We start from the raw sequence: 13,395 nt of genomic DNA on the forward strand, positions 1-13,395 counted from the left end.
TATGTCACGCCTGAACCACACCCTGCGTCTTGGCCTGAAAGAGCTGACCAGCCTGCGCCATGACAGCGTGCTGCTGTTGTTCCTGCTGTATGCCTTCAGCGTGGCCATTTACATGCCGGCAGCCGGCTCGGTGATCGGCGTGCACAACGCCAGTGTCGCGATGGTGGACGAAGACCACAGCCTGCTATCGCGCAAGCTTGGTGAAGCCCTGCAACCACCCGAGTTCCAGCCCGCCGTGCCACTGGCCCCGCAGCGTCTGGACCAGGCCATGGACAGCGGCCAGTACACCTTCGTGATCAACGTGCCGGTGAACTTCCAGAGCGACCTGCTGGCCGGGCGCTCGCCGGAACTGCAGATCTATGTCGACGCCACGGCCATGAGCCAGGCGTTCATGGGGGCCGGCTACATCGGCCGCATCTTCGAACGCGAGTTGCTCGACTACAGCCAGCGCAGCAACACACAGAGCCCGGTGGTAATAAACGCCAAGGCTCTGTTCAACCCCAACCTAGAGGGCGGCTGGTTCCTTGCGGTGATCCAGATCGTCAACAACATCACCATACTGGCGATCATCCTCACCGGCACCGCGTTGCTGCGCGAGCGCGAGCACGGCACCCTCGACCACCTGCTGGTGCTACCGCTGACCGCGCTGGAAATCATGCTGGCGAAGATTGCCAGCAACGCGCTGGTAGTGGTGATCTGTACCTGGATTTCGCTGGTGGTGGTGGTCAAGGGCGCGCTTGGCGTGCCGCTGTCCGGTTCGATGGGCCTGTTCCTGGCCGTGACGGCGCTCTACCTGTTCGCCAGTACCGCACTGGGCATCTTCCTCGCCACCCTGGCGCGCTCGACGCCACAATTCGGCCTGCTGGCGATTCCGGTGATCATCCCGATGCTGTTGCTGTCCGGCGGCAGCACACCGCTGGACAGCATGCCGCAGTGGCTGCAGTGGGTGATGCAGGGGTCGCCGTCGACGCACTTTGTCAGCCTTGGCGCCGCAATTCTGTTTCGTGATGCCGGTTGGACGGTGGTGTGGCCGGACATCCTGGCGCTGGCCGTGATCGGGCTGGTGTTCTTCGGCGTGGCACTGGCGCGGTTTCGTCGAAGCCTGGCGTCTTGATCCGCGCATACCCGGCTCAAAATCTGAAAGATTGCGCGATTCCTGTGGGAGCGGGTTTACCCGCGAACACCGGCGCAGCCGGTGCCATGCACCGCGTTGGATTCTTCGCGGCTAAAGCCGCTCCCACAGGGATCGCGCCACAGTGCGGATTGCGCTGTTCCTGAGAGAGCCGGCTTGCCGGTCACTGCACGATCAGGTTGTTGAACAGCAAGTCTTCAACGATCGGTTTGCCCTCTTCGGCTTCCATCACCTGCTGCACCTGTTTCAGCGCTTCCTGGCGAAGATGCTCCTTGGCCTCGACATTGCTCATGCTGTCCACCGACTGTTGGGTGAACAGCGCCACCAGCTGGTTGCGGATCAGCGGCTCGTGGTGCTTCACCGCCTTGGCGGCTTCGTCGCCGGTCACGCGCAGGGCCACGTCGGCCTTGTACACGCGCAGCCGCGGGCTACCGTCGAGGGCGTAGTTGCCCACAAAGGGCGGGCTCAGGCTGATGTAGGCGACTTTCGGCGCCCCTTCCTTGGCTTCCTCGCCCATGGCCGCAGCCGGCAGCAGCAGCGCCAGCACCATCAAGATCCACGCTTTCAAGAATTCGCTCCTCAATACAGTTGGTGCCAGCTTACCCAGCATGCCGCTCAAACCCAAGCCCGTGCTTGTGCCGCCGCTTATGCCTACACATCAGGGCGCCCCATGCTCGTTGACCGGGCAGGCGGCCCTCCTACACTTATCGGCCACGACCCGCAAAGGAATAGCCCGATGAAAGCTGTGTTGTGCAAAACCCTGGGCCCGGCGCGCGACCTGGTGCTGGAAGAGGTGGCCAGCCCGGTGCCGAAGAAAAACGAGATCCTGCTGGATGTGCAGGCCGCTGGGGTCAACTTCCCCGACACCCTGATCATCGAAGGCAAGTACCAGTTCCAGCCACCGTTGCCGTTCTCCCCCGGCGGCGAGGCAGCGGGCTTGGTGGCCGCAGTCGGGGAAAAGGCCGGCGCGTTCAAGGTCGGTGACCGGGTCATGGCGCTGACCGGCTGGGGTGCATTCGCCGAGCAGGTGGCGGTGCCGTTCTACAATGTGTTGCCGATCCCGGCGAGCATGGACTTCACTACTGCCGCGGCATTCGGCATGACCTACGGCACCTCCATGCACGCCCTGCGCCAGCGCGGCCAGTTGCAGGCGGGCGAGACCCTGTTGGTGCTGGGTGCATCCGGCGGGGTCGGCCTGGCGGCGGTGGAGATCGGCAAGGCCATGGGCGCGCGGGTGCTCGCGGCCGCCAGCAGTGCGGAAAAACTGGCCGTGGCCAAGGCAGCCGGCGCGGATGAACTGATCGACTACAGCCAGGCCAGCCTGCGTGAAGAGATCAAGCGCCTGACTGGCGGCCAGGGCGTAGACGTGATCTACGACCCGGTGGGTGGCGAGTTGTTCGAGCAGGCCGTGCGCGGGCTGGCCTGGAATGGCCGGTTGCTGGTGGTGGGCTTTGCCAGCGGGACCATCCCGCAGCTGGCGGCCAACCTGGTGTTGCTCAAGGGCGCAGCGGTGCTCGGGGTGTTCTGGGGGGCGTTTGCCCAGCGTCAGCCGGAGGACAATGCGGCCAACTTCCGGCAGCTGTTTGCATGGCATGCCGAAGGCAAGTTGAAGCCGCTGGTGTCGCAGACTTATCCACTGGCTGAGGCAGGGGCTGCCATTGAAAAGTTGGGGCAGCGTCAGGCTGTGGGTAAGTTGGTGGTGCTGGCCAGGTAAGACAGTTCCGGCCTTTTCGCGGGTGAACCCGCTCCCACAAGGACCGCACCGCCCTCAAGGAATGTGCAGTACCTGTGGGAGCGGGTTCACCCGCGAAAAGACCGGCACAGGTGATCAAACCTCCCGCAGGTTATGGCAGCGCCTGAAACGCGCCTCCAGGTTGCGATCGGGCATCTGGTGGCTGCGCAGGGCATTCAGGGTCTGCTCGACATAATCACGCGTGGTGCCATAGCGCCCCTTGGCACTGGCCAGGATCTGGCTTAGCAGGGTGTCCGGCAGGTTCCCGGCATAGCACGGCAAATGCCGCTCCAGCACGAAGCCCAGGGCCTGCACCTTGCTGCCATCATCCAACCGGCAGCTGAGCCAGTGCGGCCGGTACGCCGGGTACGGCATCTCGCGCTGCCACAAGGCCATCAGCGAATCGTCCAGGCTGCTGTCATCCAGCCGATAGGCAAAACCGCTGCAGGAGCCACCACGGTCCAGGCCGAACACCAGGCCAGGGGTTTCCGGGGTGCCACGGTGCTCATGCGACCACAGGTACAAGCCACGGTGGTAACCATGCACCCGCGCGCGCTGGCGCTCCACCGAGTTGCATTCCGGCCGCCAGATCAATGAACCATAGGCGAACAGCCACACCGGCCCACCCTGATGGCGAGACATGGTTGTCTTCATGGAGTTGAACAACTGTTCGCTAGTATGTTGCTGACCGAAGTCGAGTGTCGGTGGATATGAAACTTCCCAGGACATACTTTCAAGTGCCGACATAAGCTGCCGCCATTATCCCTGTGAACTACGGATGTAGCGAGATTCGATTAAGATGCGACCCCAAGCCTCTGTACCAGGGGCGCTTGCAATAACCATAGGACAGAAGTGCAGGAATACTCAAGCCCTCCCGCCAGAGTTTCATCCTCGCTCCCGACGACTGGAAAGTACTGTTTCAGCAACTGTGAAAGTTATTAGCCAAGGCGGTAACAATTACCGCCTTATACCAATACTTTCAAACTCCAGTTATTAGCCGCGCGGTGCGTAGGCAAACACATCGGCACGCATGCGATGCGCATCCATGCCGGCTTCGACCAAGGCGTCGAGCGTGGCATAGATCATGTTCGGCGAGCCGCTGGCATATACATGCACGCTGTTGAGATCGGCGATGTCTTCGCAGACCGCCTCATGCAGCATGCCGCAACGGCCTTCCCAACCGCACAGGTCGCTGACCACCTGGTGCAGGAACAGGTTGGGCAGGCGCTGCCATTCGTCCCAGTGCTCGATCTGGTAGAAGTCCTCGGGCCGACGCACGCCCCAGTACAGGTGCACCGGGTGCTTGAAACCTTGTGCCCGGCAATGCTCGACCAGGCTGTGCATCTGACCCATGCCGGTGCCAGCAGCGATCAGCACCAGCGGCCCGTCGGGCAACTCGGCCAAGTGGGTGTCACCGAACGGCATTTCAATGCGCGCCAGGCCGTCGCGCTTGAGCTGTTCGATAAGTTGCAGCGCACTGGGCTCGCGCGCCAGCACATGCAGCTCCAGCTCGCGCCCGGCATGGGGTGCGGAAGCCAGCGAAAACGCCGCCTGCTTGCCGCCTTCGCGCTCGATCATCAGGTACTGCCCCGCGTGATAGCGCGGCGGCCTGCCAGCCGGCGCGCGCAACCGCACGCGCCAGACGTCGCCACCGACCTCGACGCACTCACTGACACTGCACGCCAGTTTGCGCACCGGCAGCTCGCCAAGGGCGAGCACACCATCCCAGAGCAACACGCAGTCCTCCAGCGGTTCGGCAATGCAGGTGAACAGCTCGCCATGGTCGCGGACTTCGCCGTCCTGGCGTACCCGGCCTTCGACCAACAACGCGGCGCAGACATGGCAATTGCCATTGCGGCAGCTGTTCGGGCAGTCATAGCCCAGCCGCCGCGCTCCATCCAGGATCCGTTCCCCGGGTTCGAGCGCCAGCACCGCCCCGGACGGCTGCAACGTTACCTGCATCAATCTATTCCCAACTGATCCCACAGCTCATCGATACGGCGGGTGACGGCTTCGTCCTTGACGATGACCCGTCCCCATTCGCGTGTAGTCTCGCCCGGCCACTTGTGCGTGGCATCCAGGCCCATCTTCGACCCCAGCCCGGATACCGGTGACGCGAAGTCCAGGTAATCGATCGGGGTGTTGTCGATCATCACCGTATCACGCTTGGGGTCCATGCGTGTGGTGATGGCCCAGATCACGTCATTCCAGTCACGGGCATTGATATCGTCATCGGTGACAATAACGAACTTGGTGTACATGAACTGTCGCAGGAACGACCACACACCCAGCATCACGCGCTTGGCGTGGCCCGGGTACTGCTTCTTCATGGTCACCACCGCCATGCGATACGAGCAGCCTTCCGGTGGCAGATAGAAATCGACGATTTCCGGGAACTGCTTCTGCAGGATCGGCACAAACACTTCGTTCAGCGCCACGCCGAGGATCGCCGGCTCATCTGGCGGGCGACCGGTGTAGGTGCTGTGGTAGATCGGTTTCTGCCGATGGGTGATGCGCTCGACGGTGAACACCGGGAAGCTGTCCACTTCGTTGTAGTAGCCGGTGTGGTCGCCATACGGGCCTTCCGGGGCCATTTCGCCCGGGTGGATCACGCCTTCCAGGATGATTTCGGCGGTGGCCGGTACCTGCAGGTTGCTGCCCCGGCACTTGACCAGTTCGGTGCGGTTGCCACGCAGCAGGCCGGCAAAGGCATACTCGGAGAGGGTGTCCGGCACCGGGGTCACGGCGCCGAGGATGGTGGCCGGGTCGGCGCCCAGGGCCACGGCGACCGGGAACGGCTGGCCAGGGTTCTTCTCACACCATTCGCGGTAGTCCAAGGCGCCGCCACGGTGGCTGAGCCAGCGCATGATGACCTTGTTGCGGCCGATAACCTGCTGGCGGTAGATGCCCAGGTTCTGACGGTCCTTGTTCGGGCCGCGGGTGACGGTAAGGCCCCAGGTGATTAGCGGTGCCACGTCGCCCGGCCAGCAGTGCTGGATTGGCAGAGCGCCGAGGTCGACGTCATCGCCCTCGATGACCACTTCCTGACACACCGCGTCCTTGACCACTTTCGGCGCCATCGACACGACTTTCTTGAAGATCGGAAGCTTGGACCAGGCATCCTTCAGACCCTTCGGCGGCTCGGGCTCCTTGAGGAAGGCCAGCAGCTTGCCGATTTCCCGCAGTTCATCGACCGACTCGGCACCCATGCCCATGGCCACACGTTCCGGGGTGCCAAACAGGTTGCCCAGCACCGGGATATCGAAGCCGGTGGGCTTTTCGAACAGCAATGCAGGGCCCTTGGCACGCAAGGTGCGGTCGCAGACCTCGGTCATTTCCAGGACGGGGGAGATCGGAACCTGGATGCGCTTGAGCTCGCCGCGCTGTTCCAGGCCACGGATGAAGTCGCGCAAGTCGCGATACTGCATGCAGAAGCCTCATGTTGGCCGTATCGGTCGGGGGTGCAGAGTGTAGCGCCGTTCAGTACCCAATGGCCAAAAATGACTTGGGGCCGCTTCGCGCCCCATCGCGACACAAGGCCGCTCCTACAGGGAATGCGTAATCCTGTAGGAGCGGCCTTGTGTCGCGATGGGGCGCGAAGCGGCCCCATAAATTCCGGCCTGAAACGCTTACTTGCGCTTCATCGACAGGAAGAACTCGTCGTTGGTCTTGGTCTGCTTGAGCTTGTCGACCAGGAACTCGATGGCGGCGATTTCGTCCATCGGGTGCAGCAACTTGCGCAGGATCCACATGCGCTGCAGCTCGTCGTCGGCAGTCAGCAGCTCTTCGCGGCGGGTACCGGAGCGGTTGATGTTGATGGCCGGGAACACGCGCTTCTCGGCGATGCGGCGGTCCAGAGGCAGCTCCATGTTGCCGGTGCCCTTGAACTCTTCGTAGATCACTTCGTCCATCTTCGAGCCGGTTTCGACCAGCGCGGTAGCGATGATGGTCAGCGAACCGCCTTCCTCGATGTTACGCGCGGCGCCGAAGAAGCGCTTCGGCTTCTCCAGGGCGTGGGCGTCGACACCACCGGTCAGTACCTTGCCGGAGCTCGGGATCACGGTGTTGTAGGCACGCGCCAGACGGGTGATCGAGTCCAGCAGGATGACCACGTCCTTCTTGTGCTCGACCAGGCGCTTGGCCTTCTCGATTACCATTTCGGCAACCTGCACGTGGCGGGTTGGCGGCTCGTCGAAGGTGGAGGCAACCACTTCGCCGCGCACGGTGCGCTGCATTTCGGTCACTTCTTCCGGGCGCTCGTCGATCAGCAGGACGATCAGGTGGCACTCGGGGTTGTTACGGGTGATGTTGGCCGCGATGTTCTGCAGCATGATCGTCTTGCCCGCTTTCGGCGGAGCAACGATCAGGCCACGCTGGCCTTTGCCGATCGGGGCGCACAGGTCGATGACGCGGCCGGTCAGGTCTTCGGTGGAGCCGTTACCGGCTTCCATCTTCAGGCGCTTGTTCGGGAACAGCGGCGTCAGGTTTTCGAACAGGATCTTGTTCTTCGCGTTTTCCGGGCGGTCGAAGTTGATGGTGTCGACCTTCAGCAGGGCGAAGTAACGCTCCCCTTCCTTCGGCGGGCGGATCTTGCCGACGATGGTGTCGCCGGTACGCAGGTTGAAGCGGCGGATCTGGCTGGGCGAGACGTAGATATCGTCAGGGCCGGCCAGGTAGGACGCATCAGCCGAACGCAGGAAACCGAAACCATCCTGGAGAATCTCCAGCACGCCGTCACCCGAGATCTCTTCGCCGCTTTTCGCGTGCTTCTTCAGCAGGGCGAAAATCACGTCCTGTTTGCGCGAACGGGCCATGTTTTCGATGCCCATCTGTTCGGCCATTTCCAAAAGATCGGTAATCGGCTTTTGCTTGAGTTCAGTCAGGTTCATAAGGGGAATGACGTAATCATGTAAGAAGGGAGAATTAAGCTTCTGGCTTAATGAGGCCGCGCCGCTAGATGGCGACAGGATCGCGTACTGATTCGAATTAGGGATGCTTCGGCGACGGCGTGTAGAGGGCACTGGAGAAGCAGTGCGAGGCCGAATGTAACACTTGCTTTTTTCTGCGTCTAGTGGTTTTGCCCTGCCATTTTCAGCTGCAACACACCTGTCTGTAGGAGCAGCCTTGTGCTGCGAAGAGGCCATCAGCCGCAGCGACAACGTCAGCCTTACCGGCCCTTTCGCAGCACAAGGCTGCTCCTACATGGGCAAGACTGCCTTTGCAGAGGCAAAAAAAACCCCGCATCTGCGGGGCTTTTTCACATCACAGGTGGGCGTCGAGGAACGCGGCCAGCTGCGATTTGGACAGGGCGCCGACCTTGGTGGCTTCGACGTTGCCGTTCTTGAACAGCATCAGCGTCGGGATACCACGCACGCCGTGCTTGGCCGGGGTTTCCTGGTTCTCGTCGATGTTCAGCTTGGCGACGGTCAGCTTGCCCTCGTAGGTGGCAGCGATGTCGTCCAGAACCGGAGCGATCATCTTGCATGGGCCGCACCATTCAGCCCAGTAGTCGACCAGCACCGGGCCTTGAGCCTGCAGTACGTCGGCTTCGAAGCTGGCGTCGGTGACGTGTTTGATTTTGTCGCTCATGGAAATCTCCAAGGTCGTAAGCAATAAAAAACGTTGCCCATCATAGCCGCACCCGTCTCCTACAGGAAGCCGCGGACGATTGAGTGTAACTATAGTTGTGCAAGACGCCACGAATCGAAACTGTCATACAGACGTCATAGCATCGAATGGCACATTGCCTTACATCAAGGCCAGCTCAACGGCTGTGTGCCACGCGTTGGCGACAGCCTGCTATCGTGGCACGATTGCCGGGTTAACGACCGAGAACAACCAGATCATGCCGCATACCATCGCGAAGAACCTGTCCCTGATCGCCGCCATCGACCTTGGCTCCAACAGCTTCCACATGGTCGTGGCCAAGGCCCACCATACCGAAATCCGCATTCTCGAGCGGCTCGGCGAGAAGGTTCAGTTGGCCGCCGGCATCGACGAAGAACGCATGCTCAGTGAAGAGGCAATGGAACGAGGCCTGGATTGCCTCAAGCGCTTTTCCCAACTGATCAACGGCATGCCGGCAGGCTCCGTGCGCATCGTCGGTACCAACGCCTTGCGCGAAGCGCGCAACCGCAACGAATTCATCCAGCGCGCCGAAGCCATCCTTGGCCACCCGGTCGAGGTGATCTCCGGCCGTGAAGAAGCGCGCCTGATCTACCTGGGCGTGTCGCACACCCTGGCCGATACCCCCGGCAAGCGCCTGGTGGCCGATATCGGCGGCGGCAGTACCGAGTTCATCATCGGCCAGCGCTTCGAGCCGCTGCTGCGCGAAAGCCTTCAGATGGGCTGTGTAAGCTTCACCCAGCGCTACTTCCGCGACGGCAAGATAACCCCGGCCCGCTACGCCCAGGCCTACACCGCCGCGCGCCTGGAGCTGATGAGCATCGAGAATGCCCTGCACCGCCTGACTTGGGACGAGGCCATCGGCTCGTCCGGTACCATTCGTGCCATCGGCGCCGCCATCAAGGCAGGCGGCCTGGGCAATGGCGAGGTCAACGCCGAAGGGCTGGCCTGGGTCAAGCGCAAGCTGTTCAAGCTTGGCGAGGTCGACAAGATCGACTTCGAAGGCGTCAAGCCGGACCGCCGCACCATCTTCCCGGCGGGCCTGGCGATTCTCGAAGCGATCTTCGATGCCCTGGAACTGCAGCGCATGGACCACTGCGACGGCGCCCTGCGCGAAGGCGTACTGTTCGACCTGCTGGGCCGCCACCACCACGAAGACGTGCGCGAACGCACCCTGAACTCGCTGATGGAGCGCTACCATGTGGACCAGGGCCAGGCTGCGCGCGTCGAGCGCAAGGCGTTACACGCCTTCGACCAAGTGGCCGACGCGTGGGACCTGAAAGACGGAAATTGGCGCGATCTTCTGGGCTGGGCGGCGAAAGTTCACGAAATAGGTCTGGATATCGCCCACTACCATTACCACAAGCACGGCGCCTACCTGATCGAGCACTCCGACCTGTCGGGCTTCTCCCGCGAGGACCAGCAGATGATGGCCTTGCTGGTACGCGGCCATCGCCGCAACATCCCAAAGGACAAGATCGCCGAACTGGGCGAGGAAGGCGTCAAGCTGCTGCGCCTGTGCGTGCTGCTGCGCTTCGCCATCCTGTTCCACCACATCCGTGGCAATCAGCAGATGCCGAAGGTCGAGCTCAAGGCTGCCGACAGCAGCCTCGATGTCGCCTTCCCTGAGGGCTGGCTGGAACAGAACCAGCTGACCCAGGCCGACTTCGCCAACGAGGCGGAGTGGCTGGCCCGGGTCGGCTTCGTCCTCAGCGTACGTTGAGGACCGGGTTACTCAGGCGCTCCAGCAGGGTCGCCTGGGCACTGCGCGGGTTCTGGTTGCCGGTCGGCGTGCTGCGCACATAGCGCCCGTCCGGCTGCAGGGTCCAGGCGTGGGTGTTATCGGTCAGGTAGCCTTCCAGCTCCTTCTTCACCCGCAGCAACAGCTTCTTGCCTTCCACCGGGAAGCAGGTTTCGACGCGCTTGTCGAGGTTGCGCTCCATCCAGTCGGCACTGGACAGGTAGATCTGCTCTTCGCCGCCATTGAGGAAGTAGAACACCCGCGTGTGCTCGAGGAAGCGGCCGATGATCGAGCGCACCTGGATGTTGTGCGAAACCCCCGGAATGCCTGGGCGCAGGCAGCACATGCCACGCACCACCAGGTCGATCTTCACGCCCGACTGGCTGGCCTTGTACAGCGCCTTGATGACCTTCGCGTCGGTCAGCGAGTTGAACTTGGCGATGATATGCGCCGGCTTGCCTTCGAGGGCGAACTGGGTTTCCCGCGCGATCATGTCGAGCATGCCCTTCTTCAGGGTGAACGGCGCGTGCAGCAGCTTCTTCATGCGCAGGGTCTTGCCCATGCCGATCAACTGGCTGAACAGCTTGCCGACGTCCTCGGTGAGGGCGTCGTCGGAGGTCAGCAGGCTGTAGTCGGTGTACAGACGGGCGTTGCCGGCGTGGTAGTTACCGGTGCCCAGGTGCGCATAACGCACGATCTCGCCGTGCTCGCGGCGCAGAATCAGCATCATCTTGGCGTGGGTCTTGAAGCCGACCACACCGTAGATCACCACCGCACCGGCCGCTTGCAGGCGGCTGGCCATCTGCAGGTTGGACTCTTCATCGAAGCGCGCCCGCAACTCGATCACCGCAGTGACCTCCTTGCCGTTACGCGCCGCGTCCACCAGCGCATCGACGATTTCCGAGTTGGCCCCGGAACGGTACAGAGTCTGGCGCACGGCAAGCACGTGCGGGTCCTTGGCGGCCTGGCGCAGCAGGTCGATCACCGGGGTAAAGGACTCGAACGGGTGCATCAGCAGGATGTCCTGCTTGCCGATCACGCTGAAGATGTTGTCGGCGTTCTGCAGCAGCTTGGGGATCGCCGGGGTGAACGGCGTGTACTGCAGCTCGGGGTGGCTGTCCAGGCCGGTGATGCTGAACAGGCGGGTAAGGTTGACCGGGCCGTTGACCTGGTACAGCTCGCTTTCGCTGAGGCTGAACTGCTTGAGCAGGTAGTCCGACAGGTGTTTCGGGCAGGTGTCGGCCACCTCCAGGCGAACGGCGTCACCGTAGCGGCGCGAGAACAGCTCGCCACGCAGGGCGCGGGCCAAGTCATCGACCTCTTCGGAGTCCAGCGCCAGGTCGGCGTTACGGGTCAGGCGGAACTGGTAGCAGCCCTTCACCTTCATGCCCTGGAACAGGTCGTCGGCGTGCGCATGGATCATCGACGACAGGAACACATAGTTGGCGCCCGGGCCACCCACCTCTTCCGGCACCCGGATGACCCGCGGCAGCAGGCGCGGGGCCGGGATGATCGCCAGGCCCGAGTCGCGGCCGAAGGCGTCGACACCCTCGAGCTCGACGATGAAGTTGAGGCTCTTGTTCACCAGTAGCGGGAACGGGTGGGTCGGGTCGAGGCCGATCGGGGTAATGATCGGGGCGATTTCGTCGCGGAAGTAGCGGCGCACCCAGGTCTTGAGCTTCGGCGTCCAGTAACGCCGGCGGATGAAGCGGATATGGTGCTTTTCCAGCTCGGGCAGCAGCACGTCGTTGAGGATCGCGTACTGGCGCTCCACTTCGCTGTGCACCAGGTCGCTGATGCGCGCCAGCGCCTGGTGCGGCTGCAGGCCGTCGGCACCGGCCTGTTCACGGGCAAAGTTGATCTGCTTCTTCAGGCCGGCGACGCGAATCTCGAAGAATTCGTCGAGGTTGCTGGAGAAGATCAACAGGAACTTGAGGCGTTCGAGCAGCGGATAGTTCTCGTCCAGCGCCTGCTCCAGCACACGGATATTGAACTGCAACTGCGAGAGTTCGCGATGAATGTACAGGCTGCTGTCGTCCAGGCCTGGGATGACGATCGCCGGGGCCGGCGCAGGGGCCGGGGCCGCAGTCTCTGCCACCGGTTCGGCAGGCAGGGGCGCTGGCGGCAGGTCTGGCGGGGTCTGCACCATCTCTTCGGGGAGCTCCTGAGCATCCTTGATCGCGACAGGGGTTAGCACTTCATTATTCATCTGGCGTTCCTGAGGACGTTAACGCCCTATCATCTATTGAGCGGCAAGATAAGCGCCCATTATGACGCCTGTGTTACATGCCAGGGCAAGCCGTGGCGCGTGGCTTCTGGCATTCTCCAAGCAGGAATTGTTCATGTCGAGACACATCTGGACACTTTCACGAACGCGCGCGAAGGGGTAGGCTTCGCGTTCATTTCGCCAGCACCTCAGAAAATGCTTCAACAATTCCTGCAGGATTTCGGCTACTTCGCCCTTTTTCTAGGCACCTTCTTCGAAGGCGAGACCATCCTGGTGCTTGCAGGATTCCTTGCGTTCCGCGGTTACATGGACATCAACCTGGTGTGTCTGGTGGCATTTTTCGGCAGTTATGCCGGCGACCAGCTGTGGTACTTCATGGGCCGCCGCCACGGGCGCAGGATCCTGGCGCGCAAGCCACGCTGGCAGGCGATGGGTGACCGGGCGCTGGACCACATCCGTCGCCACCCCGACATCTGGGTACTGAGTTTCCGCTTCGTCTATGGCTTGCGCACGGTCATGCCGGTGGCCATTGGCCTGTCCGGCTACCCGCCACGCCGCTACCTGCTGCTGAACGGTATCGGCGCGGCCATCTGGGCAGTGGCCCTGGGCGCGGCCGCGTATCACTTCGGCGCCATCCTTGAAGGCCTGCTGGGCAACGTGAAACGCTACGAGCTATGGGTGCTCGGTGGCCTGTTGGCGCTGGGCGGCCTGTTGTGGCTGCGCCGGCGTTTCCGCACGTTGCGCGCGGAGCGCAAGGCGGCGGGCAAAGCCCAGGCCCCAGAGGCTGAGCAAGCTGTAAGCCACGAGGAACAACCAGGTCGGCGGCACGACCACCGCTAGGCCCAGTGCGCCTGCCAGGTACAGCGCCGGCGCATTCGCCAGCAACCGTACCAACTCCAGGCGCATGGCCCATGGTCGGTTCTCCAGCAGCGCACCAA

The 13,395-nt window shown here is 62.5% G+C and carries 11 protein-coding genes; 4 read left to right on the forward strand and 7 right to left on the reverse strand.

The window, feature by feature from the left end:
* Position 1: 1 nt before the first annotated feature.
* Entirely contained in the window at positions 2-1,114 is a 1,113-nt protein-coding gene (locus E5221_RS27320) for an ABC transporter permease (RefSeq protein ID WP_039612295.1), read from the forward strand.
* Between the two features lie 181 nt (positions 1,115-1,295).
* On the opposite strand, the gene E5221_RS27325 is transcribed toward E5221_RS27320, so the two are convergent.
* A complete protein-coding gene (locus E5221_RS27325) occupies positions 1,296-1,700 on the reverse strand; it encodes a flagellar basal body-associated protein FliL (RefSeq protein WP_003259380.1) in 405 nt (134 codons plus the stop codon).
* A gap of 168 nt (positions 1,701-1,868) precedes the next feature.
* Between E5221_RS27325 and E5221_RS27330 the strand changes: the two genes are divergently transcribed.
* Positions 1,869-2,846 carry an NADPH:quinone oxidoreductase family protein gene (locus E5221_RS27330; RefSeq protein ID WP_061550266.1) on the forward strand — a complete coding sequence of 326 codons (978 nt, stop codon included), beginning with the start codon at positions 1,869-1,871 and terminating at the stop codon, positions 2,844-2,846.
* A 114-nt stretch (positions 2,847-2,960) separates the two neighbouring features.
* Here the strand turns inward: E5221_RS27330 and E5221_RS27335 are convergent, their stop codons facing one another.
* From E5221_RS27335 to trxA, 5 genes are all read right to left on the reverse strand, one after another.
* Positions 2,961-3,611 carry a gamma-glutamylcyclotransferase gene (locus E5221_RS27335; protein ID WP_247846707.1) on the reverse strand — a complete coding sequence of 217 codons (651 nt, stop codon included), beginning with the start codon at positions 3,609-3,611 and terminating at the stop codon, positions 2,961-2,963.
* A gap of 246 nt (positions 3,612-3,857) precedes the next feature.
* The gene (locus tag E5221_RS27340; protein ID WP_013974732.1) at positions 3,858-4,826 is read right to left on the reverse strand and encodes a CDP-6-deoxy-delta-3,4-glucoseen reductase; all 969 of its coding nucleotides are present in this window, start codon (positions 4,824-4,826) and stop codon (positions 3,858-3,860) included.
* Positions 4,826-6,292, reverse strand: coding sequence for a 4-hydroxy-3-polyprenylbenzoate decarboxylase (gene ubiD, locus E5221_RS27345; protein WP_013974733.1), 1,467 nt, complete (start codon positions 6,290-6,292; stop codon positions 4,826-4,828). The genes E5221_RS27340 and ubiD overlap by 1 nt, the downstream gene beginning before the upstream one ends.
* A 201-nt stretch (positions 6,293-6,493) precedes the next feature.
* Entirely contained in the window at positions 6,494-7,753 is a 1,260-nt protein-coding gene (rho, locus tag E5221_RS27350; RefSeq protein ID WP_003253661.1) for a transcription termination factor Rho, read from the reverse strand.
* 373 nt (positions 7,754-8,126) lie between these two features.
* A complete protein-coding gene (gene trxA / locus E5221_RS27355; protein WP_012274768.1) occupies positions 8,127-8,453 on the reverse strand; it encodes a thioredoxin TrxA in 327 nt (108 codons plus the stop codon).
* Between the two features lie 256 nt (positions 8,454-8,709).
* On the opposite strand from trxA, the gene ppx reads away from it, so the two are divergent.
* Entirely contained in the window at positions 8,710-10,212 is a 1,503-nt protein-coding gene (gene ppx / locus E5221_RS27360; protein ID WP_004375529.1) for an exopolyphosphatase, read from the forward strand.
* Here ppx and ppk1 read toward each other — a convergent pair.
* Positions 10,199-12,439, reverse strand: a complete 2,241-nt coding sequence (ppk1, locus tag E5221_RS27365) for a polyphosphate kinase 1 (protein WP_013974735.1) — start codon at positions 12,437-12,439, stop codon at positions 10,199-10,201. The genes ppx and ppk1 overlap by 14 nt on opposite strands.
* Before the next feature lie 213 nt (positions 12,440-12,652).
* Between ppk1 and E5221_RS27370 the strand changes: the two genes are divergently transcribed.
* Positions 12,653-13,297, forward strand: coding sequence for a DedA family protein (locus E5221_RS27370; protein WP_015272245.1), 645 nt, complete (start codon positions 12,653-12,655; stop codon positions 13,295-13,297).
* Positions 13,298-13,395: the final 98 nt, after the last annotated feature.

Source organism: Pseudomonas sp. A2 (genome assembly GCF_023100865.1).
In the GTDB taxonomy this organism is placed as follows: domain Bacteria; phylum Pseudomonadota; class Gammaproteobacteria; order Pseudomonadales; family Pseudomonadaceae; genus Aquipseudomonas; species Aquipseudomonas asiatica.

What these genes read in the sequence shown, in the direction of transcription:
- E5221_RS27335 (WP_247846707.1), bottom strand. Translation starts at nt 3,611, where the DNA reads ATGTCGGCACTTGAAAGTATGTCCTGGGAAGTTTCATATCCACCGACA.
- ppk1 (WP_013974735.1), bottom strand. Translation starts at nt 12,439, where the DNA reads ATGAATAATGAAGTGCTAACCCCTGTCGCGATCAAGGATGCTCAGGAG.
- ubiD (WP_013974733.1), bottom strand. Translation starts at nt 6,292, where the DNA reads ATGCAGTATCGCGACTTGCGCGACTTCATCCGTGGCCTGGAACAGCGC.
- E5221_RS27330 (WP_061550266.1), top strand. Translation starts at nt 1,869, where the DNA reads ATGAAAGCTGTGTTGTGCAAAACCCTGGGCCCGGCGCGCGACCTGGTG.
- ppx (WP_004375529.1), top strand. Translation starts at nt 8,710, where the DNA reads ATGCCGCATACCATCGCGAAGAACCTGTCCCTGATCGCCGCCATCGAC.
- E5221_RS27340 (WP_013974732.1), bottom strand. Translation starts at nt 4,826, where the DNA reads ATGCAGGTAACGTTGCAGCCGTCCGGGGCGGTGCTGGCGCTCGAACCC.
- E5221_RS27320 (WP_039612295.1), top strand. Translation starts at nt 2, where the DNA reads ATGTCACGCCTGAACCACACCCTGCGTCTTGGCCTGAAAGAGCTGACC.
- trxA (WP_012274768.1), bottom strand. Translation starts at nt 8,453, where the DNA reads ATGAGCGACAAAATCAAACACGTCACCGACGCCAGCTTCGAAGCCGAC.
- rho (WP_003253661.1), bottom strand. Translation starts at nt 7,753, where the DNA reads ATGAACCTGACTGAACTCAAGCAAAAGCCGATTACCGATCTTTTGGAA.
- E5221_RS27370 (WP_015272245.1), top strand. Translation starts at nt 12,653, where the DNA reads ATGCTTCAACAATTCCTGCAGGATTTCGGCTACTTCGCCCTTTTTCTA.